Source organism: Dyella jiangningensis (genome assembly GCF_003264855.1).
GTDB lineage: Bacteria > Pseudomonadota > Gammaproteobacteria > Xanthomonadales > Rhodanobacteraceae > Dyella > Dyella jiangningensis_C.
In genome coordinates, this window is the sequence record NZ_NFZS01000002.1 from 93,201 (window position 1) to 115,879 (window position 22,679).

Sequence of the window (22,679 nt, forward strand, 5' to 3'; positions counted from 1 at the left end):
CCACGCCGCTTCATCCATCCACTCGTCGATGCCCGAGGAACGCCTAGGCCATGTCCACCGATTCGCGCGGCATTTCCCGTCGCACCGCCCTGGGCCGCATCGCTGCAGCGGCCGCCTTCGGCGCAACGTCGCTGATAGCTTCGGCGGAAACCGCGTCCGCTCCGAAGGCGCCGTCCAGGCTGCCGGCCGGACGCCTCAAGCAATCGCTGAGCCGCTGGACGTCCAAGGAGCCGCTGCCGGAACTGTGCAAGCGCATCAAGACGATGGGCTTCACCGGCCTCGACCTGGTGCATACCGACGAATGGGATGTGGTGAACGACAGTGGACTCGTCGTCTCCATGGGTTATCCCACGCGGCGCGAGCCCTTCATCCAGACGGGCTTCAACGACCCCGCCAATCACGCCCTGCTGCTCAAGGAACTGGAAGCGACGATTCCCTTGGCGAAGCGTGCCGGCGTGAAGAACATGATCACCATGTTCGGCAACCGCAAGCCGGGCATCGACACCCAGCAGGCGATCGACAATTGCGTCGCCGGCCTTTCGAAGATCGCGCCCTACGCGGCTGAAAACGGCGTCACGATCTGCGTCGAGCTGCTGAACAGCAAGGTCGACCACCACGGTTACCAGGGCGACAGCACCGCGTTCGGCGCGGCGGTGATGAAGGGCGTCGGCTCGCCCAACGTCAAGCTGCTCTACGACATCTATCACATGCAGATCATGGAAGGTGACGTGATCCGCACCATCCGTGACAACATCCAGTGGATCGGGCACTTCCACACGGGCGGCGTGCCGGGTCGCCACGAGATCAACGGCACGCAGGAACTCAACTACCACGCCATCGCCGCGGCGATCGCCGACCTTCGCTTCGACGGATTCATCGCGCACGAATTCATGCCTACGCGAGCCGATCCGTTCGAATCCTTCGCGGAAGCCGTCGGCATCTGCACGGTTTGACCAGTCATCGGGGACATCCATGAAACGACCATTCGCCGCCGCGCTGACGTTGTGCGCCCTCGCAACCTCCATGGCATGGGCGCAGTCCACCGCCCCAGCCGCGACTGCCGAGCCCACCGATCCCAAGGCCACCGAGCAGTGGGAGCCCGTTCCGAAGATCGTCACGCCGGGTGCGCAGGACAGCGCGCCACCGTCGGATGCCATCGCGCTGTTCGACGGCCACGACCTCAGCCAATGGGAAGCCTCCAAGGACCACTCGCCCGCGCACTGGAACGTGCACGACGGCGTGATGACGGTCGACAAGACCACCGGCAACATCCAGACCAAGCGGCACTTCAGGAGCTACCAGCTGCATCTGGAATGGCGCGTCCCCAAGGACATCACCGGCGAAGGCCAGGCGCGCGGCAACAGCGGCGTGTTCCTCGCATCGACCGGACCGGGCGATGAAGGTTACGAAGTCCAGATCCTGGATTCATGGAAGAACACGACCTACGTCAACGGCCAGGCCGCCAGCATCTACAAGCAGGCGCCGCCGCTGGCCAACGCGATGCGCCCGCCGGGCGAATGGCAGACCTACGACGTGGTCTGGACGGCGCCGGTATTCGCCGCGGATGGAACGCTGAAGTCGCCGGCCTACGTCACGCTGTTCCACAACGGCGTGCTGGTGCAGAACCACACCCAGCTCGCCGGCGAAACGTTCTACATCGGCAAGCCCAGGTACAAGCCGTACGACGCGGCGCCGATCAAGCTGCAGGCGCATGGCGATCACTCGCAGCCCATCAGCTTCCGCAATATCTGGGTGCGCCCGCTGGACTGAGCGCCTCGATGCCGCCGTTACCTCGGCGGCATCGTTTCGAATGCCGGCACGGACGGATGTTGCATGTCCCAGGCCGGACGCCGGATGGCATACGTCACCGCCTGCGGCTGGTAACGCTTCGTGTCGTCGAGGCTGGCCGCATGGATGGTGAACAGGTCCGGCATCGCGGCGAAGGTGAGATACACCGGTGAGCCGCAACGCGGGCAGAACGCATGCGTCTTGACGTTGCCGCTGTCGGCGATGATGTCCCATGACGACGCCTGTCCTTCCACGCGAACCGCTTTGCGATCGGGAAAGGTGAGATAGGAGCCATGCCCGGTACCGCTGCGTTGCTGGCAGTCGCGGCAATGGCATTCGTTCATGAACAACGGTTCCGCAGCGATGGTGTAGCGCACGGCGCCGCAAGCGCAGCCGCCGGTATAGGCGTCACTCATGGGAATCTCCTGGGATGAAAGCGCGGACGTTCCGCGCCTGTATCAATGACGCGTGGGTGGAACGTCTTGTCCGCCGACGAGCATGTCGAGCCTTTCCAAAACCTTGGTCCAGCCTTCGCTCATGTTGCGATAAGCCGTGTCGTTCTTCGGCAGCACGAAGCCGGAATGGACCAGTCGCAGGCGCGTGCCCTGGTCCACCCGGGTCAGGAGCCAGGTGACGACCGTTTCCAGCCGCGAGCCGTAACCCTCATTGCTTTCGTGGCCGCCTTTCCACGAATAGACGAAGCGCTCGTTCGGCACCACGTCGAGTACCTCGCAGCGGATCACGCCGTCCCACTCACCGGCCGGTTTCGTGGTGAAGGTGAAGCGATTGCCGACGACGGGCTCGAACCCGCTGGGCGGCATCAGCCAGCGCGCGATCAACGCCCCATCGGTCAGCGCCTTCCACAGCGCCGCGGGCGCGTGCGGAAAGATCTCGTCGACCACGATGTCCCGGTAGTCCGCAGTCACGGCGGCGTCGCTCATGGATCGATCTCCTTCATCAGTGCACGCAGGGCATCGAAGCGCTCACGCCAGAACACGCCGTAGCCGGCCATCCAGTCGGCCAGCGGCGCCAGTCCATCGGGCTGGGCGCGGTAGTAGACGTTGCGGCCTTCCGGTCGCTCGACGACCAGGCCAGCCTGTTTCAGCGACTTCAGGTGCTGCGACACGGCGCTCTGGGAGACGCCACTGCCACGCGTGAGGTCGGCGACCGACATCTCCTCGGCACTCGCAATCCGCTCGTAGACCGACCGCCGCGTGGGGTCGGCGAGGGCGCGCATCACGTCGTTGAGGCTGACTGCTTCAGGCATGGCTAAAAGATTAGTATCCGCTTATTGATTAGTCAATACTGATGGTTCAGATGCCCGCGGCGCGAGGCCGGCAGCGCCGCCCTGCCTCAGGCCGCGTGTTGTGGCCCGCTGCCTGCGGGAGCCCGCCAGGTCGCGTCGCGCAACAGAAAGTGCGACAGGGCCGGGATCAGCACCAGGGCGCCCACCATGTTCCACAGGAACATGAAGGTGAGCAGGATGCCCATGTCGCCCTGGAACTTGATCGGCGAAAACGCCCAGGTCACCACGCCGGCGGCGAGCGTGACGCCCACCAGCGCCACCACCTTGCCGGTGAACTGCACGGCATGGCGATACGCCTGCACCAGCGGCACGCCGGCGCGCTGCTGCGCGAGCTGGATCGACAGCAGGTACAGCGCATAGTCCACGCCGATGCCCACGCCCAACGCAATGACCGGCAGCGTCGCCACCTTCACGCCGATGCCCAGCCACACCATCAGCGCTTCGCACAGAATGGAGGTCAGCATCAGCGGAACCACCGCCACCACCACCGCGCGCCACGAGCGGAACGTCACGAAGCAAAGCAGGATCACCGCGCCGTACACGTAGAACAGCATGGTGTGGTCGGCTTCGCGCACCACGATGTTGGTCGCCGCATCGATGCCCGCACTGCCGGCGGCCAGCAGATACTGGCGATCCGTGGCGCCGTGCGCGGCCGCGAACGAAGCTGCCGCCTTGACGACGCGATCGAGCGTTTCCGCGCGATGATCGGCGAGATAGGCGATCACCGGCATGATCGAACAGGCGTTGTTGAACAGGTCCGGGTTGTTCACCGAGGCCTGTTGCGCGCCGTAATTGAGCACGTCCTGGTTGCGCGCGATGGTGAGCCACTTCGGGCTCCCTTCATACGAACCGGCCGTGATCTGGCGCACCGCATCACCCAGGAAGGTGGTGGCCTGCACGCCCGGCACCTGGCGCAACGCCCAGGCCAGCCGGTCGGCTTCGACCAGGGTCGGGTATTTCAGGCAGCCTTCGGGCGGTGTCTTCACGATGACGGCGAACACATCACTGGACAGCGAGTAGTTGCCGGTGATGTAGGCGTTGTCGCGGTTGTAGCGCGAATTGGCGCGCAACTCGGGCGCGCCCGGTTCCAGGTCGCCGATCTTCAGGTGCGTGCTGACCATGAAACCCGCGACCGCAAGCACCGCGGATGCGCCGAGCACGGCCACCGCCCAGCGACGCGAGGTGAAGCGATCCAGCCATTGCCACGCCGAGCGGCCGCCCTTCCCTTCGAGCTGACTACGCTCGGCATGCAGGCTTCGTTCCGCCGCGGCGGGGTCGACGCCCGTGAACGACAGCAGCACCGGCAACAGCAGCAGGTTGGTGAAGATCAGCACGGCGACGCCGATGCTCGCGGTGAGCGCGAGGTCCTTGATCACCGGGATATCGATCACCATCAGCACGCCAAAGCCCACGGCGTCCGCCAGCAATGCGGTGACGCCGGCCAGGAACAGGCGACGGAACGTGTAGCGCGCCGCGACCAGCCGATGCGTGCCGCGGCCGATGTCCTGCATGATGCCGTTCATCTTCTGCGCGCCATGCGAGACACCGATCGCGAAGATCAGGAACGGCACGAGGATCGAGAACGGATCGAGCGAAAAACCCAGCACCGCAACCAGCCCGAGCTGCCAGACCACGGCCACGATGGAACACAGTATGACCAGCGCGGTGCTGCGCAGGCAGCGCGTGTAGCCAAAGATCACCCCGATGGCGATCAAGGCGGCGATGCCGAAGAAGCCCATCACCTTGACCAGGCCGTCGATCAGGTCGCCGACCAGCTTGGCAAAGCCGATCACGTGGAGATGCACCTTCACGCCCGGCGTGGCCTCGTAACGCGCACGAATGTCATCCAGCGACCGCGACAACGCGCGATAGTCGATGGGCTTGCCGGTTTCCGGATTCCTGTCGAGCAGCGGCACGAAGATCATGCTCGACTTGAAATCGTTGCCGACAAAGCGGCCGACGATGCCCGAGCGCGCGATGTTGAGCTTCAGCTGCGCCGTGCCTTGCGGCGAACCATCGTAGCCGTCCGGCATGACCGGGCCACCGCGGAAACCCTCTTCCGTCACCTCGGTCCAGCGCACCGAGGGCGTCCACAACGACTTGACCCAGGCGCGATCGACGCCGGGCGTGAGGAACAGGTCGTCGTTGATCTTCTTCAGGACGTCCTGGTACTTCGGGTCGAAGATGCTGCCGTCCTGGTTTTCCACCACCACGCGCAACGAGTTGCCCAGGCCGCGCAGTTCGCCCGCGTTGTCGAGGTAGTTGCGGATGTAGGGATGGTGGCTCGGGATCATCTTCTCGAAGCTGGCGTTGAAGCTCAGCCGCGTCACCGCCAGCCCCCCGAGGATCGCCGTGGCGATCACGCAGGCGATGACCATGATGAGGCGGTGATTGAACACCAGCCGCTCCAGCAGGTTGCCGGAGCGCGTGTCGAAAGCCTCGACGGATCGCACCACGGGCATGCGATCGATGGACTCGGACGAAACATTCATGCGTTGTCTCCTCGCGCCCGCTCAGTGCAGCGGCCTGGCGTTCACGCCAAGCGCACCGGCGGTCACGATCACGTCGCCGGCGACGGCCACCGCCGATGCCGGTGCCGGCTTGGCCGGACGATGGGTAACGAAGTGCTCGCCGCCATCGCGGCTGACCAGCACGGTGCCGGCCTGGCTCACCAGCGCGAGGCCGTGTGCGCCAAAGCGGGTGCCACCGGTGAGGCCTTCCTGCACGCCGGTGTCGATCGCGCTCCAGTGCGCACCAGCATCGATGCTGCGATAGGCGTTGCCGCGCAGCCCGTACACGACGACGGATGCGCCGTCGCCGACGACGCCGAAATAGGTGCCTTTGTAAGGCGTATCCACCACGCGGAAGCGACCGGCATCGCGATCGAGCTTCAGCACCAGGCCCTGCTCGCCGGTGATATAGACGTCCGCACCGATACCGCGTACCGCGTAAAGATGCAGGCGCTGCGGGTTCTCGGTGCGGTCGAACCACGACGTCCAGGTCTGGCCGCCGTCGGTGGTTTCAAAGATCAGGTTGAAGGCGCCGACGATGTAGCCGTGGCGCGCATCGGCAAACCACACGTCGAGGAAGGGATTCTCGACGCCCTGCGAGGCGATGCGGCCTGCTTCGTCGACCAGCTTGCCCGCTTCGTCCTGGTCGCCCGGTTCGCCCTTGCCCGCGCGCGCGCGAAGCTGTTCGAGCATCAGCGCACCGGCACGACGTCCATCCAGCTGCAGCGACCAGGTCGCACCGCCGTCGGCCGTATGCAACACGACGCCATCGTGCCCCACGGTCCAACCTTGCTGCGGCGTGGGAAAACTCACCGCCACCAGATCGGAGGACACCGGCACCTTGGCCTGCTGCCAGCTGGCGCCGTTGTCGTCGGAAGTGACGATGTGCCCGCGTTGCCCCACCGCGACCATTCGCTTGCCCGCCACCGCCAGTCCGTTGAGCAGCGTTTTCGACGCCAACGCACTCACGCCGGCGGACGTATCCAACACATCGGCAAAACCCGCGACAGCGATGGCCGGCAGCGCGAAGGCGAGCGCGACCAGCGCGCGACGGAGGAATGGCGTGTACATCGGGTGCCCCAACAATCCAAGGCCGGTTTCGCCCTGCCCCGTCGCCGACACACCGGCATACCGGCGATCACGAACCATGCAGAACCGACGAAACAGCCAACCAACAAGGTGCGTGGCAGATGGCGGTGGGGCGCTACCCATGCGGGTGACGGCGTTTGGCGCACCCTCCCCCGAGAGGCGGCCTTCGTCACCGCGGTCATGTGGCATTCGCCTCACCACCGCCATTGCCATGCGAGTGCGTCGCGGAGCGACCGGGCGGCCGCTCCGCGACAGGTCTTACGATCGCCCTGCGAGGGCCATCAACGAATGCCCGAACCGGCCAGCGATTCCGGCGCCCAATCGCGTTCCGACATCGGCTTGGTGTATCGCACGCCACCCGTCTCGCCGGAGAAGCCCGTCAGCGAATACGAGCCCGCGATGACGTCGTAGATGCCATGCAGGTCGGCCACCGGCGCCGGCATGTCATAGGCGGGCGTGATGTAGGCAAAACCCGCGCGGAACAGCTGGCCACGCGCGTCGTACGCATCGGACGCCACGGCCGCCCAGCTGTCCTCGTCGAGGTAGAACGTGCGCTTGCTGTAGATGTGGCGCTTGCCGGCGACCAGCGTCGCCTCGATCACCCACACGCGATGCATTTCCCAGCGCACGTCGGCCGGGTTGAGGAAGTTCGGCTTCAGCAGGTCGTCGGCCTTCGACTCGTAGGCCATCTTGTAGTCGTTGTACGGAACGTACATTTCCTTCTTGCCGACCAGCTTGAAGTCGTAACGATCCATCGAGCCGTTGAACAGGAACACGTCATCGAAGGTCGACGCGCCGCCCGAACCCGGGTTGGGCGTGTCGAAGGCGAGATCCGGCGCGACCTTCACGCGGCGCTGGCCCGGCAGGTACTGCCACGCCTTGCGGCCCTTGTCGCTGTAGTTGAGCGGGTCGACGATCTGCATGGCCTCGCCCGCGCGACGGGCCGGGCCGGTGTAGGTCAGGCGCTGCTGCCAGAACACGTCGGCGTTCGGCTTGCTGGTGTCCCAATAGGGATATTCCTCGACCGCGTTGCCTTCGGTGGACAGCGTTGCATGGCCCGATGCGTCGACGTTGTAGTTGCGGTACTTGGTGTCGTACGCCACGCCGTTGAAACGGACCAGGTGGTTCCACATCGCTTCAAAACCGGTCTGCGGCATCGGGAACGGGAAGCCGGCGTGGCAGCCGCTCATCGAACGGCCGCCCGCATCGGTCTTTGCTTCCACCGCGCACTTGGCGGTGTTTTCCACGACGAACTTCGGGAACGCCGCCGAACGATGCGTCGGATAGACGTCGATGTGATAGCCCGGATATTTCTTCATCAGGGCCTTGGTGCCCTCGGTCAGGTTGGCCGAGTACTTGTCCATGTTCTTGGCATCGATCGTGAGCACCGGCTTTTCGGCGGCATACGGATCCGGCCGGATGCCGCTGCCAGCCTTGAATCCCGCGGGCGCCGTGGTCATGCCGCCGCTGTAGGCGGGAATGGCGCCATCGGCGCTGCCGGCCATGTCTGCTCCGACGCCGGTAAGCGTGGTGCCGAGCTTCTTCGCTTCGTCGGACGAAACGCCGGCGTGGCCCACGCCGGAAATCAGGACAGCTACGGCCCCAGCTATCAGGGCTTTGCGGAATTGCATGCGCATGCTCCTCACGATGTGATTCGAGTTTCTGGAGGTGGCTTTGCATCGCCACCCCATGGCTGAGCACAGGCCTCGTCACGTCGCGACCGGCATCACTCCACCGGGACAGCGGTGCGTGTCTTCGCACCGCCGCGCTCACCACGCTGCCTCACTCTTGTGCCGACAACCGTGCCCCGGCTTTGCGGCCGGGACACGCGAAAGCGGTCGATACCCATTGTTCGGAGCGGCGGGAGCCATACCCCCCCCAAAACGTCGGGGGAGGGGGAAAGGAATCCAGGAGGGGTGGCGATTCGGCCGTTGCATTCACGCCCAAAGCGGCCAAGACGGACGCCGGAAGACCTATTCCATGCCCTGGATGAGACCGAGCAGTTGCGCGCGGTGAACGACGTGCCGGCGCGTGCCCACGCCCAGCTTGCCGAACAGGTTCTTGAGATGCCATTTCACGGTGGCCTCGCCCACGGCCATGGCCTGGGCGATTTCCTTGTTCGACAGGTTGCGCGCAAGGAACTCCAGTACCTCGCGCTCCTTGGGCGTCAGCACCATGCTGGGCATGACGCGCGGGCCACCCTGGCGCAGCTCCATCGGCGGCGGGATCACGCGTGATGGCGACGCGGTACCCACCGAGGATTCACCGCTCGCCTCCTCCATCACGCGATAGGCCCAGTCGGTGAGCACGGGATGGGTGTCGGTGATGATGCGCATGAAGCCATACGTCTTGGCCAGGCTCATGGCCTCGACCATGAGGTCGCGGCCGTCCTCGCCATTGCGATCCATGGCAAAGGCGCGCAGCGCCATGCATTCGATGCGGAAGCGTCCCAGTTTTGCCTGCTCGGCCAGCGGTGCGGCGCGCGACACCGATTCGAGCACGCCGGGCCAGTCCTGCGATACCATGGCGCCGTAGGCATGCGCCATGGCGCTCACCAGCTCCACGTTGCGTCGCCACAGCGGCCCGCGACGCGGACTTTCGGCGGCCACCAGCTCATCGATCCTGCCGATCAGTGCGCTGCAGGTTTCGCGACGGAAACGGCTCGCGTGCATGCGTACCTGCTCACCCAGGCTGGCTACGCACAGCCGTGGCAGGCGCCGTGCCACGCCGATGGCATACGAGGCTTCCAGCATGTCCAGCGCGCGATGCTCTTCGCCCTGCGCCGCGGCGACGCGCGTTACCGTGCGGTAGCCGACGAGGATGGCTTCGGGCGCACCGACGCGCTCCAGCACGTCCAGGCGGTTGGCGAGCAAGGCCACCGCTTCGTCCAGGCGATCGCGCTCGTAGGCGATCGAGGCGAGCAATGCGGCGAACATGCACGAAAGCGGGTGGCGACGGCCGAACTTGGCATCGATCGAGGTGAGCGCCGAACGCAGGCCATCTTCCGCCAGGAGGATCTGCCCTTCCCATGCGAAGCTCAGGCCCATGATGAATTCACGCCAGCGTGCCGCGTAATCCGGCTCGCGCGCGTGGTCCGCACCTCCAGTGGCGCACAGCCGCCGCGCTTCGGCAGGGTCGCCCTGCAGCAAGGCCATCATCGCCAGCCGGTTGACGTGCATGCGCTGGAACTTGGGTTCGCTGCCCGGCTCGGCATCCTTCCACGGCGCCAGCATGCCGACGCAGCGATCCGGATCATCCGCGTAGTAGGCTGCGCCGCTGGCGATCAGCACGCACTCGTAGCGCAAGGCGAGATCGACATCCGGGCGCGAAAGGATCAGACCCACCATGCGCTCGGCCTCTTCGTGCCGCTCGCTCACGGCCAGCGACCAGGCGGCCGCGAGACGCAACTGCGGATGCTGGTCGAGCACGGACTCGGGCAGCACGTCCAGCCATTCCCGCATCGTGCCCATGTGGCCCTGGATCACCGCTTCGTACAGCCCTTTCTGCGCGAGATCGACGGCCACGCCTTCCTTGCCCGCCTCGCGCGCATGCCGCGCCGCCTGCGTGAGCATGCCGTGCGCGGCCAGCCAGTCCTGCGCGCGGCCATGCAATTCGGCGCGCTCGGCATCGGGCAGTTCGGCCAGGCGCAATCGCAAGGCATCCAGCGCGAGCATATGCAGGCGATACCATTCGGAATCTTCGCCGACCACGAAGATCGGCGTCTCGCGCGACAGTCGCGCCAGTCGTTGCGGTGCGTCGTCATCACGCGTCAGCGCGATGCAAAGATCGGGATGCAGCTGATCGACGACGGCGACGCGGGTGAGGAAGGCCACATCCTCCGGCGCCAGTTTCGCCGTCAGCGCTTCCACCAGCGGGTTGCGCGAATCGGGCGCGTGCGCACTCACCACGCTGCGCAGGTCGCTGCCCCGCTCCATCGCAGCGAGCACCAGCTGCAGGCCGAGCGGCCAGCCTTCGGTCATTTCATGGAGGCGCGCGCAGGTATCCGCGTCGGCCTTGCTGCCGATGCGGTTGCGCACCAGGCCGATGGTCTCTTCCAGGGTGAAGCGCAGCACCTCCACGCCTACTGAGGTGCACAAGCCATACGCACGCAGATCGGCGGCCGTCTCGTCGAATTCGCCGCGGCCGGCAGCAACCACGCGCAGGTTCGGCGGCGCGTTGTGCAGCAGGTAGTTCAGCGCCGCCTGGCTGCTGGCATGCAGGCGTTCGGCTTCGTCGATCATCAGCACCATCGACAGCGACGATTGCGCGACCTCGCTCAGCCACGCGGTGACGCCTTCGTACTCGCCGAACGCCACGGAGGCGCTCTCGATCAAGGTCGCGCCGAACGAAGGACGGCCGCAGCCCATGCGCACCGCCAGCACGAGGCTGTGCAGCATGCGCTGCGGATCGGGACTGCCGTCCGCGGAGATCCACGCCACTGCCCAGCCTCGCGCGAGGTATTCGTGGCGCCATTGCGCGAGCAGCGAGGTCTTGCCGAATCCGGCCGGCGCCCGCACCAAGATGAACGGGCGATCGCGGAATTGTTCGTCGTCCAGGCTCAGTCGTGGACGCGCAAGCAGGTAACGCGGCGCGCGGGGCGGCGTGGTTTTCAGAACGAGTTCGGCGATGGCGGGAGCGGCCCCGCCCGGCGTCACGGCCATCGAACAGATCCAGTTGGGTTGGCTCGGCTTTCCCGTACCAACGACGCCACGTCGCGTACCCCATGCATCACGCAACTCCCTCGCCAACGTGCGTCTCAAACCATTGTAGGCACGCCGCCGGCGGCGTAGCCACTCATCACCCGCCCTTCACGGCGCTCCCCCTCCTTGCCGGGGGGGGATTCGATGACTGCCGGTACCTAGCCTTGATTCCGTGACAAAACAGGTCTGGCGTGCAGTCGCTTGGCGGCTGCGGCCGGGTTGGAGGAAAGGCCAACGCGGCAGGGATGGAGTTCCGGCATGAGCCTCGCACGCCGAGGTTCGACCAAGCGGCTGGCACGGCGCCGAAAGCAAGGGACGGTGGATTCCATCGCCATCCACGCAAGGACACATGTTCCGGCGGCCATCGCAGGGTGCGGTGGGCCTGGCGCCCGGCGTCACGGGTAGCACACCTGTCTGGAGTCTGCATGTACCGTCATCTGCTCGTTCCCCTCGATGACAGCGATCGCGCGATCGAAACGGTCAACAAGGCCGTGAATCTCGCGCGCACGCTCGGGGCACGGGTGAGCTTTCTGCACGTGCACGACCACCATGACGCGCCCATCGACGGCGCCGCCATGCCGAGCGGCTATGCGGCCACGCATCACGAGCGCGCCCTCGCACTGCTGACCAAGGCCGAAGCCGCTGCGCGCGCGCTTGGCGTGCCATGCGACTCGGTCATCCTCGAAGGGCCCCGGCCCCACGAAGTCATCCTCGATACCGCCCGCAAGACCGGCTGCGACCTCATCTTCATGGCGCCGCACAGCCGCAAGGGTGCACGCGGCGAAGCACTCGGTTCGCAGACCGTGCAGGTGCTGACCGCGGGCGAGACGCCGGTACTGGTGTCGGCGGCGCAAGACGCCGACGTCGCGCATCCGATGGTCGACCTGATCCGCGGCGAACATCGCGCGCTCGCCGCCGTACTGCACGCATGGCTGCATCTGTTGAACAACACCACGCCGCAGGATTCGACGACAGTCATCGAGCTGATGCGGGCGATGGCGCACTACATCATCAAGTTCCCTCTCGCACTGCACCGGCCCAGCGAACACGACTACCTGTTCTTCGTGCTGCGCGGACGCACCGCCGTGGTCCATGCCGAGCTGGATGAACTGGAGCGCCAGCACGAACGCGAACGCGCCATGGCCGAAACCCTGGGCGACGAGGTCGAGCATTACGCGCTGGGCCAGGCCACCCTGGGCCAGCTCCGCGATGCCGTCGAAACCTATGCGCATTTCATGTGGGAACACATGGGGCGTGTGGAAGGCGTGGTGCTGCCCGCCGCGCAACGCTACCTCTCGGAGGTCGACTGGAACGAAATCCAGGCCACGGCCACCCGCCCCGGCAGCTTCCGCGCCAATGCCGCCGCGCAGGCCGCCTATCGACAACTGTTTGCGCGCATTGCGCATCTTGCGCCGCCGTGAACGCGGGCAACGCCACGTCAGGAAATACCCGGCGTCATGCGCCGAAGCTTTGAGCGAGGAACACCGTTTTGGAACACGCCATACGTTTTTATGAAGCCGGCAGCCCCGATGTGCTGCGCTACGAGCCGATCCAGGTCGGCGCACCGGGCCCGGGCGAAGTGCGCCTGCGCCACCAGGCGGTGGGCCTCAACTTCGCCGACACGTATTTCCGCAACGGCACCTATCCCATCCCGCTGCCCAACGGCATCGGCGTCGAAGCCGCCGGCATCGTCGAGGCCGTGGGTGCGGACGTGCGCAACGTCGCCGTCGGCGACCGCGTGACCTACACAGGCTTCGTCAACACGCTGGGCGCCTACAGCACGGTCCGCTTGGTGCCGGCCGCGCCGCTCATCCCGCTGCCGGAAGCGATCGACAGCGAAACCGCCGCCGCGATGACCATGCGCGGCCTCACCGCCGCCTACCTGATGCGCCGCATCTACCCGTTCCAGGCCGGTGAAACGATCCTGCTGCATGCCGCCGCCGGTGGCGTGGGCCTGATCGTCTCGCAGTGGGCGAAGCTGCTCGGCCTGCGTGTCATTGGCACGGTTTCCACCGAGGAGAAGGCTGCCATCGCGCGTGAACACGGCTGCGATGAAGTCATCAACTACAGCCACGAAAACATCGCCGCACGCGCCCGCGAGCTGACCGATGGCAAGGGCGTGTCCGTCGTGTTCGACTCGGTGGGCAAGAGCACGTTCATGGCCTCGCTCGATTCGCTGCGCCGACGCGGACTCATGGTCTGCGTGGGCACTGCCTCCGGCACCGTTCCGCCGTTCGATCCGCAACTGCTCGCCATGAAGGGTTCGCTGTACCTCACGCGCCCTGCCCTGGCCGACTACATCGCCGACCCGGCCGACAAGGCCGAGCTCGCCCAGCGGCTGTTCGACCACGTGGCCTCGGGCCGCATCAAGATCGAGATCAACCAGCGCTACGCGCTCGAAGACGCGGTGCAGGCGCATCGCGACCTGGAAGCGCGCAAGACCACCGGCTCGTCGATCTTCGTCATCTGAGGCAACACCATGCGCATCGAGCAACTCACCTGCAACATCGGCGCCGAACTGTTCGACGTCCACCTTGCGGATGCCATCCACGATGACGGCCTGTTCGGCGAGATCAAGGCCGCGCTGCTCAAGCACCGCGTGCTGTTCCTGCGCGACCAGGACATCACGCGCCAGGAGCATGTCGCTTTCGCGCGCTGCTTCGGCGAGCTGGAAGATCATCCGGTGGCGCCCAGCCACCCGGACGCACCGGGTCTCGTGCAGATCTACAAAACGCCCGACGCCCCCATCGAACGCTACGAAAATGCCTGGCATACCGATGCCACGTGGCGCGCGACGCCCCCGATGGGTTGCGTGCTTCGCTGCGTCGAGTGCCCGCCGGTCGGCGGCGACACCATGTGGACCAACATGGTGGCCGCGTACGACATGCTCCCGGCCCATATCAAGAAGCAGATTGCCGGCCTGTATGCGCGCCACAGCATCGAGGCCTCGTTCGGCGCCGCCATGCCGATCGAAAAGCGCCATGCGCTGAAGGCGCAGTTCCCCGACGCCGAGCACCCGGTAGTGCGCACGCATCCGGAAACGGGCGAGAAGGTGCTGTTCGTCAACGCCTTCACCACCCACTTCACCAACTTCCACACGAAGGACAACGTGTGCTTCGGCCAGGACGCCAATCCGGGCTCGAGCCACCTGCTGAACTACCTGATCAGCCAGGCGTACATCCCCGAATTCCAGGTGCGCTGGCGCTGGAGCGCCAACAGCATCGCCATCTGGGACAACCGTTCCACCCAGCACTACGCGGTCATGGACTACCCGCCCTGCCATCGAAAGATGGAGCGCGCTGGCATCGTCGGCGACGCGACGTTCTGAACCGAACCCCACACTGCAGAGCAACAGGACAAAGCCATGAACTTCCTCGATGGTTCGCTGATTCCCGAATACCAGGACAAGCTGGTCATCACCGCTGCGCCTTACGGCCCCGAATGGATCCCTTCCGATTTCCCGGAAGACATCCCGGTGACCATGGAGGAACAGATCCAGAAAGCGGTGGATTGCTACAACGCCGGCGCCAGCGTGCTGCACCTGCATGTGCGTGAACTGGACGGCCGCGGCTCCAAGCGCCTGTCGATGTTCAACGAACTGATCGCCGGCGTGCGCAAGGCCGTGCCTGACATGGTCATCCAGGTGGGCGGCTCGATCTCCTTCGCCCCCGAAACCGATGGCGCCAGCGCCAAGTGGCTGAAGGACGATACGCGCCACATGCTGGCCGAACTCGATCCCAAGCCGGACCAGGTGACGGTCACCGTCAATACGGTGCAGATGAACATCGTCGAGCAGATGGAGATGGCCGACCTTGCAGGCACCTCCATCGCCGAGCCGCAGACCTACCAGGCCTATCGCGAAATGATCGTGCCTTCGGGCCCGGGCTTCATCGAGGAGCACATCAAGCGCCTCAGCGCCGCAGGCATCCAGAGCGCTTTCCAGTTCTACAACATCAACAGCTACGAGACGGTGGAGCGACTGATCCGCCGCGGCGTCTACAAGGGCCCGCTGGTGATGAACTGGGTGGCGATCGGTGGCGGCATGGATGCACCCAACATCTACAACCTGGCCAACTTCCTGCGCGCCATCCCCGACGGCTCCATGCTCACGGTGGAGAGCAGCATGCGCAACGTGCTTCCCATCAACATGATGGGCATCGCGATGGGCCTGCACGTGCGCTGCGGCATCGAAGACAACCTGTGGAACCAGTCGCGCACCGCCAAGATGACGACGGTGGAACAGATCGAACAGCTGGTGCGCATTTCGCGCGAGTTCGGTCGTGAGATCGCCAACGGCAAGGAAGCGCGCGAGATCCTGAAGATCGGCGTGTTCTACGACACCATCGACGAAACCCTGGCCGCCAATGGCTTTTCGCCGAACCGCAAGCCGGCAAAGCCGGGGCTCGCCGACCTGGCTGCCTGAGTCGTAACGGCCCGTCGCGCGGGGAGCCGCGGGCGCCCCGCAGGACAGGCAAAGGCGCGACTACGTCCGTCGCGCGATCACATCCGGCCCAGCGCCGGCGAGGAGACCGCTTTGGGAATGCATTACGTCGAGGCTTCCACGCTTGACACCCCAGCCACGTCCATGGCGGCGCCGCGCGTCTATGCCTGGCTCGTGTTCGCGCTCACGTTCGGGCTGCTGCTGTCGGACTACATGTCGCGCCAGGTGCTCAACGCGGTCTTTCCCTTGCTCAAGGCCGAATGGGACCTGTCGGACACGCAGCTGGGATCGCTCTCCGGCATCGTCGCCCTGCTGGTGGGCGTGCTCACCTTTCCGCTTTCGGTCATGGCGGATCGCTGGGGCCGCGTGCGCAGCATCCTGCTGATGGCCACGCTGTGGAGCCTTGCCACGCTCGCCTGCGGCATCGCCACCAACTACGGTGAAATGCTGGCGGCGCGCTTCTTCGTCGGCCTCGGCGAAGCAGCCTACGGCAGCGTCGGCATCGCGCTGATCATCAGCATCTTTCCGACCTACCTGCGCTCCACGCTCACCGGCGCCTTCATGGCCGGCGGCGCGTTCGGCTCGGTGGTCGGCATGGCGTTTGGCGGCGTGTTCGCCGCACACTTCGGCTGGCGCTCGGCCTTCTTCGCGATGGCGATCTTCGGCATTGCGCTGGTCGTGACGTATGCGTTGACGGTCAACGAACGCCGCCTGCGCGGCAGCGATGCGGCCGCCGAACAGCTGCGCCACAGCCGCCCCGGTTTCAGCATGTCCCTGCGCAACATGTTCGCCGGGCTTTTTTCCACGACCTCGGTGATCTGCGCCTATATCGGCAGTGGACTGCAGCTGTTCATCATGGCTGCCGTCATCGCCTGGATGCCGAGTTACCTCAACCGCTACTACGCGATGACGCCGGACAAGGCCGGTGTCACCGCCGCCATGTTCGTCCTGATCGGCGCGATCGGCATGGTGCTCTGCGGCGTGGTGACCGATCGCGTGTGCCGCCATTCGCCGCCACGCAAGCTGGGCATGGCGATCGCCTACTGCCTGACCACCGCCCTCGTGCTCGGCATTGCCTTCCAGCTGAAGCCCGGTGTCCTGCAGCTCACCGTCATCGGCATGGGCATGTTCCTGGTGGCAGGCACCTGTGGGCCCGCGGGCGCGATGGTCGCCAATCTCACGCCGACGCCGATCCACGCCACGGCTTTCGCCACGCTCACGCTCGCCAACAACCTGCTGGGGCTGGCGCCGGGACCGCTGCTGACTGGCGTCCTGGCCGACCGTGTCGGCCTGATGGATGCGTTCAAGCTGGTTCCGCTGATGGCGCTGTTCGCGGCCCTGACCTTCTGGATCGGCAGGCACCACTACGCGCAGGACATCGCCCGCGTACAGGCCCAGACACGCGCCGAAGCGTGAACCCGCAGACACCGACGACATGGATACACATGTGACGAATCCCACCATCCTGATGGTTCCCGGCCTGCGCGATCACGTGAGCGAGCACTGGCAAACGCTGCTCGAAGCCAGCTTGCCCAACACGCGATCGGTGGCGCCGCTGGAACACCGCAAGTTGAGCCGCGCCGCGCGGGTAGCTGCGCTCGACAAGGCACTCGCCGCCATCGATGGACCGGTGATTCTCGTTGCCCACAGTGCCGGCGTGATGATCACGGTGCATTGGGCTCGCACGCATGACCGCCCCATCCACGGCGCCCTGCTGGTGACGCCGGCCGACCTGGAGTCACCGATGCCGCCGGGTTATCCGACCATGGATGTATTGGACGACCATGGCTGGTTGCCCATGCCTCGCGAACCCCTGCCCTTTCCTTCCATCGTCGCTTCCAGCGCGAACGATCCGCTGTGCAGTGCGCAACGCGCCACCGAATTGGCGAAGTGCTGGGGCAGCCTCATCGTCGATCTCGGCAAGGTCGGCCACCTCAATCCCGCGGCCGGTTACGGCCCGTGGCCACAGGCCGAAGCGCTGATCGATTCGTTGCGATGATCGAACGCGCACCGGGGGCACGTCGAAAGATCGAGATCGACTTCCATTTCGATCTGATCTGCCCGTGGTGCGTGATCGGCAAGCGACGACTCGAAGGCGCCATCGACCTCATCGCGCTCGCCTACGCCGACGTGGATGTGGTCATCCGCTGGAAGTCGCTGCCGCTGCTTCCCGCCTTGCCGCCCGAGGGCGTGCCGTACGGCGCGTTCTATCTCCATCGACTCGGCAGTGCCGCGGCGGTGGCCGTGCGTCGTCGACAGATCCGTGAAGAAGGCCTCGCTGCCGGCGTGACCTTCAACTTCGAACGGATCGAGCGCATGCCCAACACCCTTGCGGCGCACCAGTTGGTGGCGCTTGCCGGCGAGAGCGGCGGCTCAAGCCTGCAAGGTCCGCTGGTCCAGCGCCTGTTCGACGCCTACTTCCTCCGCGGCGAGGACATCGGCGACGTGGAGCAGCTCGCCACGATCGGTGAGACGTATGGCATCGAACGCACGCTCAGCCTCGCCCGCATGGAGCCCGCCGTGCGCGAAGCACCGCTGGCAGGTTGGCAGGCAGAAGCCCGGCGCCTGGGAATTTCGGGCGTACCGACCATCGTGAACGACGGACGCGTACTGCAAGGCGCGCTGCCATCAGGACAGCTCGCCAAAGTCTTGCTGGACGCGTTGCCGGCCTGAGCCGCAACGCACATCCGCCGCAAATCCGTTGGATCCACGCCGCTGCGTGCGCAGCGAAGTCGCGCCGGCTTACGCCCGCTGCGTCTCATCCGTCATGCGTGTCGCCGCCTTCCCCTCTCCCCCATCCGAGTGGGGGGGGCCTTCAAGAGAGCGCCACAACACTCTCGTCTAACCGGAGTCGCGTCGCTGGCCACCAAGTCGCCGACACAGACGAGCCGGCACGTTCCAGCTCGCGCCGACGGCGCGTGTGCGGAACAGCCGGACCGGGACGGTTTCGCGGGCAGGTGAACGGCTGCATCGCCGAGCTGGAATGCTTCGGCGGGCGATGACACCGGTCCGCAGGTGGATCAACGACAACGAGGTCGTACGGGGCCCCGGCCCTCATGCGTCGTCTCTTGTGCCGCCCGCGATGTCGGGTCGCACCGGTGCGGCGGCATGCACAGCGTGACGACCAAAAACGGCACACATGGGGGAGGAGTACGGCATGAAGAACGTGTATGGGTCGAACAGGGATCGCAGCGGAACAACCATCCGCCTGATGGCATGGGCGGTGGCCGCGGCGCTTGGCACCTCGGGGGCCGTGCATGCAACCGAGATCGATACCGGCAATCCGGACCTCTCGATCCGCTGGGACAACACGGTTCGTTACAACCTGGGTCATCGCGCGCATTCGCAGGACCAGTCGATCCTCAACAGCCCGAACAATGACGATGGCGACCGCAACTTCGGCAACCACGCCATCGTCACCAATCGCGTGGACCTGGTGAGCGAGTTCGACTTCGTCTACAAGCAGAACTACGGCTTCCGCCTCAGCGCCAACGGCTGGTACGACCAGGCGTACAGCTCACTGGACAACACGCACGTCACCTCGTCCAACCACATCGTCAACGGCAAGCCGGCACTCGGCCTGCCCAATTACACCGAACGCTATTTCGAAGGCCCGTCGGGCCAGTTGCTCGATGCCTTCGCCTTCGCCAACGTCGACATCGGCGGCGTGAACATCAATACCAAGGCGGGCCGCTACGACCTGTTCTGGGGCGAGGCGTTGCTCAATCCGATCCATTCGCTGAGCTATGGCCAGTCGCCGCTGGACATCGGCAAGCTGCTTACCGTGCCCGGCGCTACCGCGAAGGAACTGTTCCGCCCGCGCACGCAGGTGTCGGCGCAGGTCCAGGCCACGCCGACGCTTTCGTTCGAAGGCCAGTACTACCTTCGTTGGGAACAGGTGTACTACCCCGAATCGGGCTCCTACATGGACCCCAATGACGCAGTACTGAAGGGCGGCCAGTCGATCTACATCAATGCGACCCAGCGCGCGCTGCGCGGCCAGGACGTGACCCCGCAGGATCACGGTGACTGGGGCCTGGCGATGCACTGGAGTCCCGAGGCCATCGATTCCACCATCGGCCTCTACTACCGCAACACCTCCGACATCCAGCCGCAGTTCATGCTGGCGCCGGCCGTGGCGCCCAACGTGCCCGCGGCCGCGTGCAAGGCGCTCGGCTACAAGTCGCTCACGCCGACCATCTGCTACATCAACCCGTCGATGGCCACCGTGCCCCAGGTGCTGGCCGGCAACGTCGGCCAATACATGGCGACGTATGCCGATGGCATCGATATCTACGGCGCGAGCTTCGCGAAACAGATCCTGGGCGTCAGCTTCAGTGCGGAAGTGAACTACCGCCACAACATGCCGCTGGTCAGCATTCCGGTGCAGCTGCTGCCGGCGCCGCTGGCAGGCAGGGTGGTGGGCGCGATCAGCACGATGCCGACCGACGGCAACGTGGCCGGTGCGCGCGGCGACACCTGGCATGCGGTCACCGACTTCGCCGGCATCGTGCCGAAGACGCCGCTGTTCGATACCGCCAATTACGTGGTGGAGTTCGTATGGAGCCGCTGGGACAAGGTTACGCAGAACCCCAACGCGTTCGAAGGCACCAGCCCCGGTTACACGGGCATCGACAAGCCGACGAAGAACTACACGGGCACGCAACTGAGCTTCACGCCGACCTGGTTCCAGGTGTATCCGGGCGTGGACCTGCTGGCGCCGATGACCTACACGATGGGCCTGTCAGGCAACTCGGCGGTCACGTTCGGCGGCAACAAGGGCATGGGCAACTTCTCGTTCGGCGTGGGCGCTGACGTGCGCCAGAAATACCGCTTCGACCTGAAGTACATCGGCTATGTGGGCCGCGTCGCCGTCAACCAGGCCGGCGTGGTCACCTCCAGCGCCGGTCTCGCGTCGTTGCTGCGCGATCGCAACTACATCGACCTTACTTTCCAGACCACGTTCTGACGGAGACCGTCCGGCATCGTCGCGTCCGCGTGGCGATGCCGGATGACTCCCTGCCGACAACAACCAGTGGCATCTTCACACAGTCACCCACTGAAGCGTCGCCCTCCTACCAAGGGACGACACGCCACCGGGGCCTCGCTGGCCCCATTCACGCACCTCCCCTGCCCTTTATGCGGAACACCACGATGATTGGCCTGATGATGCAGCAACCGCTGCTTGTCTCGTCCCTGCTGACCCACGCTGCGCGGCATCACGCCGAGCAGGAGATCGTGTCGCGGCGGGTCGAGGGCGACATCCATCGTTATCGTTTCGCCGACATGGCGGCACGAGCGCGCCGACTCGCCAAAACGCTTGCCGCACTGGGCATCCGCCAAGGTGATCGCGTGGCCACGCTCGCGTGGAACGGCTATCGCCACCTGGAGCTCAACTTCGCCGTATCGGGCCATGGCGCGGTGTTGCATACGATCAATCCGCGGCTGCACCTGGATCACATCGCCTATATCGTCGAGCACGCGGCCGACAAGGCGATCTTCTTCGACCTGACCTTCCTGCCCATCATCGAAGCGCTGCGGTCGCGCCTGAGCACGCCGCGCCTGTTCGTCGCCATGTGCGATGCGGAGCGCCTGCCGGAAAGCGATGCACTGCTCTGCTATGAGGACCTGATCGACCTCCATGACGACCGGTACGCATGGCCGCTGCTGGACGAGAACACCGCCTCGTCGCTCTGCTACACCTCCGGCACCACGGGCAACCCGAAGGGCGTGCTGTACAGCCATCGCTCCACCGTGCTGCACTCGTACGCGGGTGCGCTGCCCGACGCGTTCAATGGTTCCGCACGCGACACCATCCTGCCGGTGGTGCCGATGTTCCACGTCAATGCGTGGGGCTTGCCGTTCATCGCCTGCATGGTCGGCGCGAAATTGGTCTTGCCGGGGCCGGCGCTCGACGGCAAATCGCTGCATGAACTGATCGAAGCCGAGCAGGTGACGCTGTCCGCCGGCGTGCCGACGATCTGGCAAGGCCTGCTCGCGCACGTGGCCGGCCGCAGCCGTGCGTTTTCATCGATGAAGCGCACCGTGATCGGCGGCGCGCCGTGTCCGACGGCCATGGCGGCGCAGTTCCAGAAAGTGCATGAGGTCGATGTGCTGCATGCCTGGGGCATGACCGAACTGAGCCCGTTGGGCACGGTTTGCAGCTTCAAGCCCCGGCAGCTCGCGTTGCCCGAGGATCAGCGCTACGCCATCCAGGCCAAGCAGGGGCGCGCCGTGTTCGGCATCGACATGAAGATCGTCGACGGCCAGGGCAATGAGCTGCCTTGGGATGGCGAAGCCGTCGGCGACCTGATGGTGCGTGGCCCCTGGGTGGCCGCGGGCTACTTCGGCGAATCATCGATGCCGGTGCATGTCGATGGCTGGTTTCCCACGGGCGACATGGCGCGCATCGATCGCGATGGCTTCATGCAGATCACCGATCGCAGCAAGGACGTGATCAAGTCGGGTGGCGAATGGATCAGCTCGATCGACATCGAGAACATCGCCTGCCTTCACCCCGGCGTGGCGAGCGCCACCTGCATCGGCGTGCGCCATCCCAAGTGGGACGAGCGTCCGTTGCTGCTCATCACCCGCTCATCCGGAAGCACGCTGGACAAGGACGAGCTGCTGGCGTTCTTCGAGGGCAAGCTGGCGCGCTGGTGGAAGCCGGACGATGTGATCTTCCTGGACGGCTTTCCACTGGGCGCCACCGGCAAGGTGCTGAAGAACAAGCTGCGCGAACAGTACGGCGCGCATTACGCCGGGCCAGACACACCGGCCTGAGCCTCCGCGCCGTCCTGCGGCGAAAAGCCCGGCATCTCGCGATTGGATCAACGCGGGTGTAG

18 protein-coding genes are annotated in these 22,679 nt (G+C 65.6%); 11 read left to right on the forward strand and 7 right to left on the reverse strand.

Annotation, left to right across the window (positions count from 1 at the left end; translation table 11 throughout):
* The first annotated feature begins 50 nt into the window (after nt 1-50).
* A complete protein-coding gene (locus tag CA260_RS11180) occupies nt 51-953 on the forward strand; it encodes a hydroxypyruvate isomerase family protein (protein WP_111983182.1) in 903 nt (300 codons plus the stop codon).
* A gap of 19 nt (nt 954-972) precedes the next feature.
* A complete protein-coding gene (locus tag CA260_RS11185; protein ID WP_111983183.1) occupies nt 973-1,770 on the forward strand; it encodes a 3-keto-disaccharide hydrolase in 798 nt (265 codons plus the stop codon).
* Between the two features lie 17 nt (nt 1,771-1,787).
* Here CA260_RS11185 and CA260_RS11190 read toward each other — a convergent pair whose 3' ends face one another.
* The 7 genes from CA260_RS11190 to CA260_RS11220 form a co-directional block, all read right to left on the reverse strand.
* Complete coding sequence (locus CA260_RS11190) at nt 1,788-2,204, reverse strand: GFA family protein (protein WP_111983184.1); 417 nt, start codon at nt 2,202-2,204, stop codon at nt 1,788-1,790.
* 42 nt (nt 2,205-2,246) lie between these two features.
* Nucleotides 2,247-2,729, reverse strand: a complete 483-nt coding sequence (locus CA260_RS11195; protein ID WP_111983185.1) for an SRPBCC family protein — start codon at nt 2,727-2,729, stop codon at nt 2,247-2,249.
* Nucleotides 2,726-3,055 (reverse strand): ArsR/SmtB family transcription factor, encoded by a 330-nt coding sequence (locus tag CA260_RS11200; RefSeq protein ID WP_111983186.1) that lies wholly within the window; start codon nt 3,053-3,055, stop codon nt 2,726-2,728. The genes CA260_RS11195 and CA260_RS11200 overlap by 4 nt, the downstream gene beginning before the upstream one ends.
* Before the next feature lie 86 nt (nt 3,056-3,141).
* A complete protein-coding gene (locus tag CA260_RS11205; RefSeq protein WP_111983187.1) occupies nt 3,142-5,586 on the reverse strand; it encodes an efflux RND transporter permease subunit in 2,445 nt (814 codons plus the stop codon).
* A gap of 21 nt (nt 5,587-5,607) precedes the next feature.
* Nucleotides 5,608-6,753 carry a WD40/YVTN/BNR-like repeat-containing protein gene (locus tag CA260_RS11210; RefSeq protein WP_202864080.1) on the reverse strand — a complete coding sequence of 382 codons (1,146 nt, stop codon included), beginning with the start codon at nt 6,751-6,753 and terminating at the stop codon, nt 5,608-5,610.
* 221 nt (nt 6,754-6,974) lie between these two features.
* Nucleotides 6,975-8,324, reverse strand: coding sequence for a DUF1329 domain-containing protein (locus CA260_RS11215; RefSeq protein ID WP_111983189.1), 1,350 nt, complete (start codon nt 8,322-8,324; stop codon nt 6,975-6,977).
* A 342-nt stretch (nt 8,325-8,666) separates the two neighbouring features.
* Nucleotides 8,667-11,354, reverse strand: a complete 2,688-nt coding sequence (locus CA260_RS11220; RefSeq protein ID WP_111983190.1) for a LuxR C-terminal-related transcriptional regulator — start codon at nt 11,352-11,354, stop codon at nt 8,667-8,669.
* A 464-nt stretch (nt 11,355-11,818) separates the two neighbouring features.
* Between CA260_RS11220 and CA260_RS11225 the strand changes: the two genes are divergently transcribed.
* From CA260_RS11225 to CA260_RS11265, 9 genes are all read left to right on the forward strand, one after another.
* Nucleotides 11,819-12,814, forward strand: coding sequence for a universal stress protein (locus CA260_RS11225; RefSeq protein WP_111983191.1), 996 nt, complete (start codon nt 11,819-11,821; stop codon nt 12,812-12,814).
* A 68-nt stretch (nt 12,815-12,882) separates the two neighbouring features.
* Nucleotides 12,883-13,863: a quinone oxidoreductase family protein gene (locus CA260_RS11230; protein WP_111983192.1), complete on the forward strand. Its 981-nt coding sequence runs from the start codon at nt 12,883-12,885 to the stop codon at nt 13,861-13,863.
* A 9-nt stretch (nt 13,864-13,872) separates the two neighbouring features.
* Entirely contained in the window at nt 13,873-14,721 is an 849-nt protein-coding gene (locus tag CA260_RS11235) for a TauD/TfdA dioxygenase family protein (RefSeq protein WP_111983193.1), read from the forward strand.
* A 36-nt stretch (nt 14,722-14,757) separates the two neighbouring features.
* Nucleotides 14,758-15,816, forward strand: a complete 1,059-nt coding sequence (locus tag CA260_RS11240) for a 3-keto-5-aminohexanoate cleavage protein (protein WP_111983194.1) — start codon at nt 14,758-14,760, stop codon at nt 15,814-15,816.
* Between the two features lie 117 nt (nt 15,817-15,933).
* Entirely contained in the window at nt 15,934-17,250 is a 1,317-nt protein-coding gene (locus CA260_RS11245; RefSeq protein ID WP_111983195.1) for an MFS transporter, read from the forward strand.
* A gap of 31 nt (nt 17,251-17,281) precedes the next feature.
* Nucleotides 17,282-17,833: an RBBP9/YdeN family alpha/beta hydrolase gene (locus tag CA260_RS11250; RefSeq protein ID WP_202864081.1), complete on the forward strand. Its 552-nt coding sequence runs from the start codon at nt 17,282-17,284 to the stop codon at nt 17,831-17,833.
* A complete protein-coding gene (locus CA260_RS11255; protein WP_111983197.1) occupies nt 17,830-18,507 on the forward strand; it encodes a DsbA family oxidoreductase in 678 nt (225 codons plus the stop codon). The genes CA260_RS11250 and CA260_RS11255 overlap by 4 nt, the downstream gene beginning before the upstream one ends.
* Nucleotides 18,508-18,991: 484 nt before the next feature.
* On the forward strand, nt 18,992-20,803 hold the full coding sequence (locus CA260_RS11260) for a DUF1302 domain-containing protein (protein ID WP_111983198.1): 1,812 nt from the start codon (nt 18,992-18,994) through the stop codon (nt 20,801-20,803).
* Between the two features lie 185 nt (nt 20,804-20,988).
* Entirely contained in the window at nt 20,989-22,617 is a 1,629-nt protein-coding gene (locus tag CA260_RS11265; protein ID WP_111983199.1) for a 3-(methylthio)propionyl-CoA ligase, read from the forward strand.
* Nucleotides 22,618-22,679: the final 62 nt, after the last annotated feature.

Excerpts from the sequence above, each read along its gene's own strand:
- CA260_RS11195 (WP_111983185.1), bottom strand. The coding sequence starts at position 2,729 with ATGAGCGACGCCGCCGTGACTGCGGACTACCGGGACATCGTGGTCGAC.
- CA260_RS11200 (WP_111983186.1), bottom strand. The coding sequence starts at position 3,055 with ATGCCTGAAGCAGTCAGCCTCAACGACGTGATGCGCGCCCTCGCCGAC.
- CA260_RS11225 (WP_111983191.1), top strand. The coding sequence starts at position 11,819 with ATGTACCGTCATCTGCTCGTTCCCCTCGATGACAGCGATCGCGCGATC.
- CA260_RS11190 (WP_111983184.1), bottom strand. The coding sequence starts at position 2,204 with ATGAGTGACGCCTATACCGGCGGCTGCGCTTGCGGCGCCGTGCGCTAC.
- CA260_RS11210 (WP_202864080.1), bottom strand. The coding sequence starts at position 6,753 with ATGGTTCGTGATCGCCGGTATGCCGGTGTGTCGGCGACGGGGCAGGGC.
- CA260_RS11235 (WP_111983193.1), top strand. The coding sequence starts at position 13,873 with ATGCGCATCGAGCAACTCACCTGCAACATCGGCGCCGAACTGTTCGAC.
- CA260_RS11260 (WP_111983198.1), top strand. The coding sequence starts at position 18,992 with ATGAAGAACGTGTATGGGTCGAACAGGGATCGCAGCGGAACAACCATC.
- CA260_RS11255 (WP_111983197.1), top strand. The coding sequence starts at position 17,830 with ATGATCGAACGCGCACCGGGGGCACGTCGAAAGATCGAGATCGACTTC.
- CA260_RS11240 (WP_111983194.1), top strand. The coding sequence starts at position 14,758 with ATGAACTTCCTCGATGGTTCGCTGATTCCCGAATACCAGGACAAGCTG.
- CA260_RS11245 (WP_111983195.1), top strand. The coding sequence starts at position 15,934 with ATGCATTACGTCGAGGCTTCCACGCTTGACACCCCAGCCACGTCCATG.
- CA260_RS11180 (WP_111983182.1), top strand. The coding sequence starts at position 51 with ATGTCCACCGATTCGCGCGGCATTTCCCGTCGCACCGCCCTGGGCCGC.
- CA260_RS11265 (WP_111983199.1), top strand. The coding sequence starts at position 20,989 with ATGATTGGCCTGATGATGCAGCAACCGCTGCTTGTCTCGTCCCTGCTG.
- CA260_RS11205 (WP_111983187.1), bottom strand. The coding sequence starts at position 5,586 with ATGAATGTTTCGTCCGAGTCCATCGATCGCATGCCCGTGGTGCGATCC.
- CA260_RS11220 (WP_111983190.1), bottom strand. The coding sequence starts at position 11,354 with ATGGCCGTGACGCCGGGCGGGGCCGCTCCCGCCATCGCCGAACTCGTT.
- CA260_RS11215 (WP_111983189.1), bottom strand. The coding sequence starts at position 8,324 with ATGCAATTCCGCAAAGCCCTGATAGCTGGGGCCGTAGCTGTCCTGATT.
- CA260_RS11185 (WP_111983183.1), top strand. The coding sequence starts at position 973 with ATGAAACGACCATTCGCCGCCGCGCTGACGTTGTGCGCCCTCGCAACC.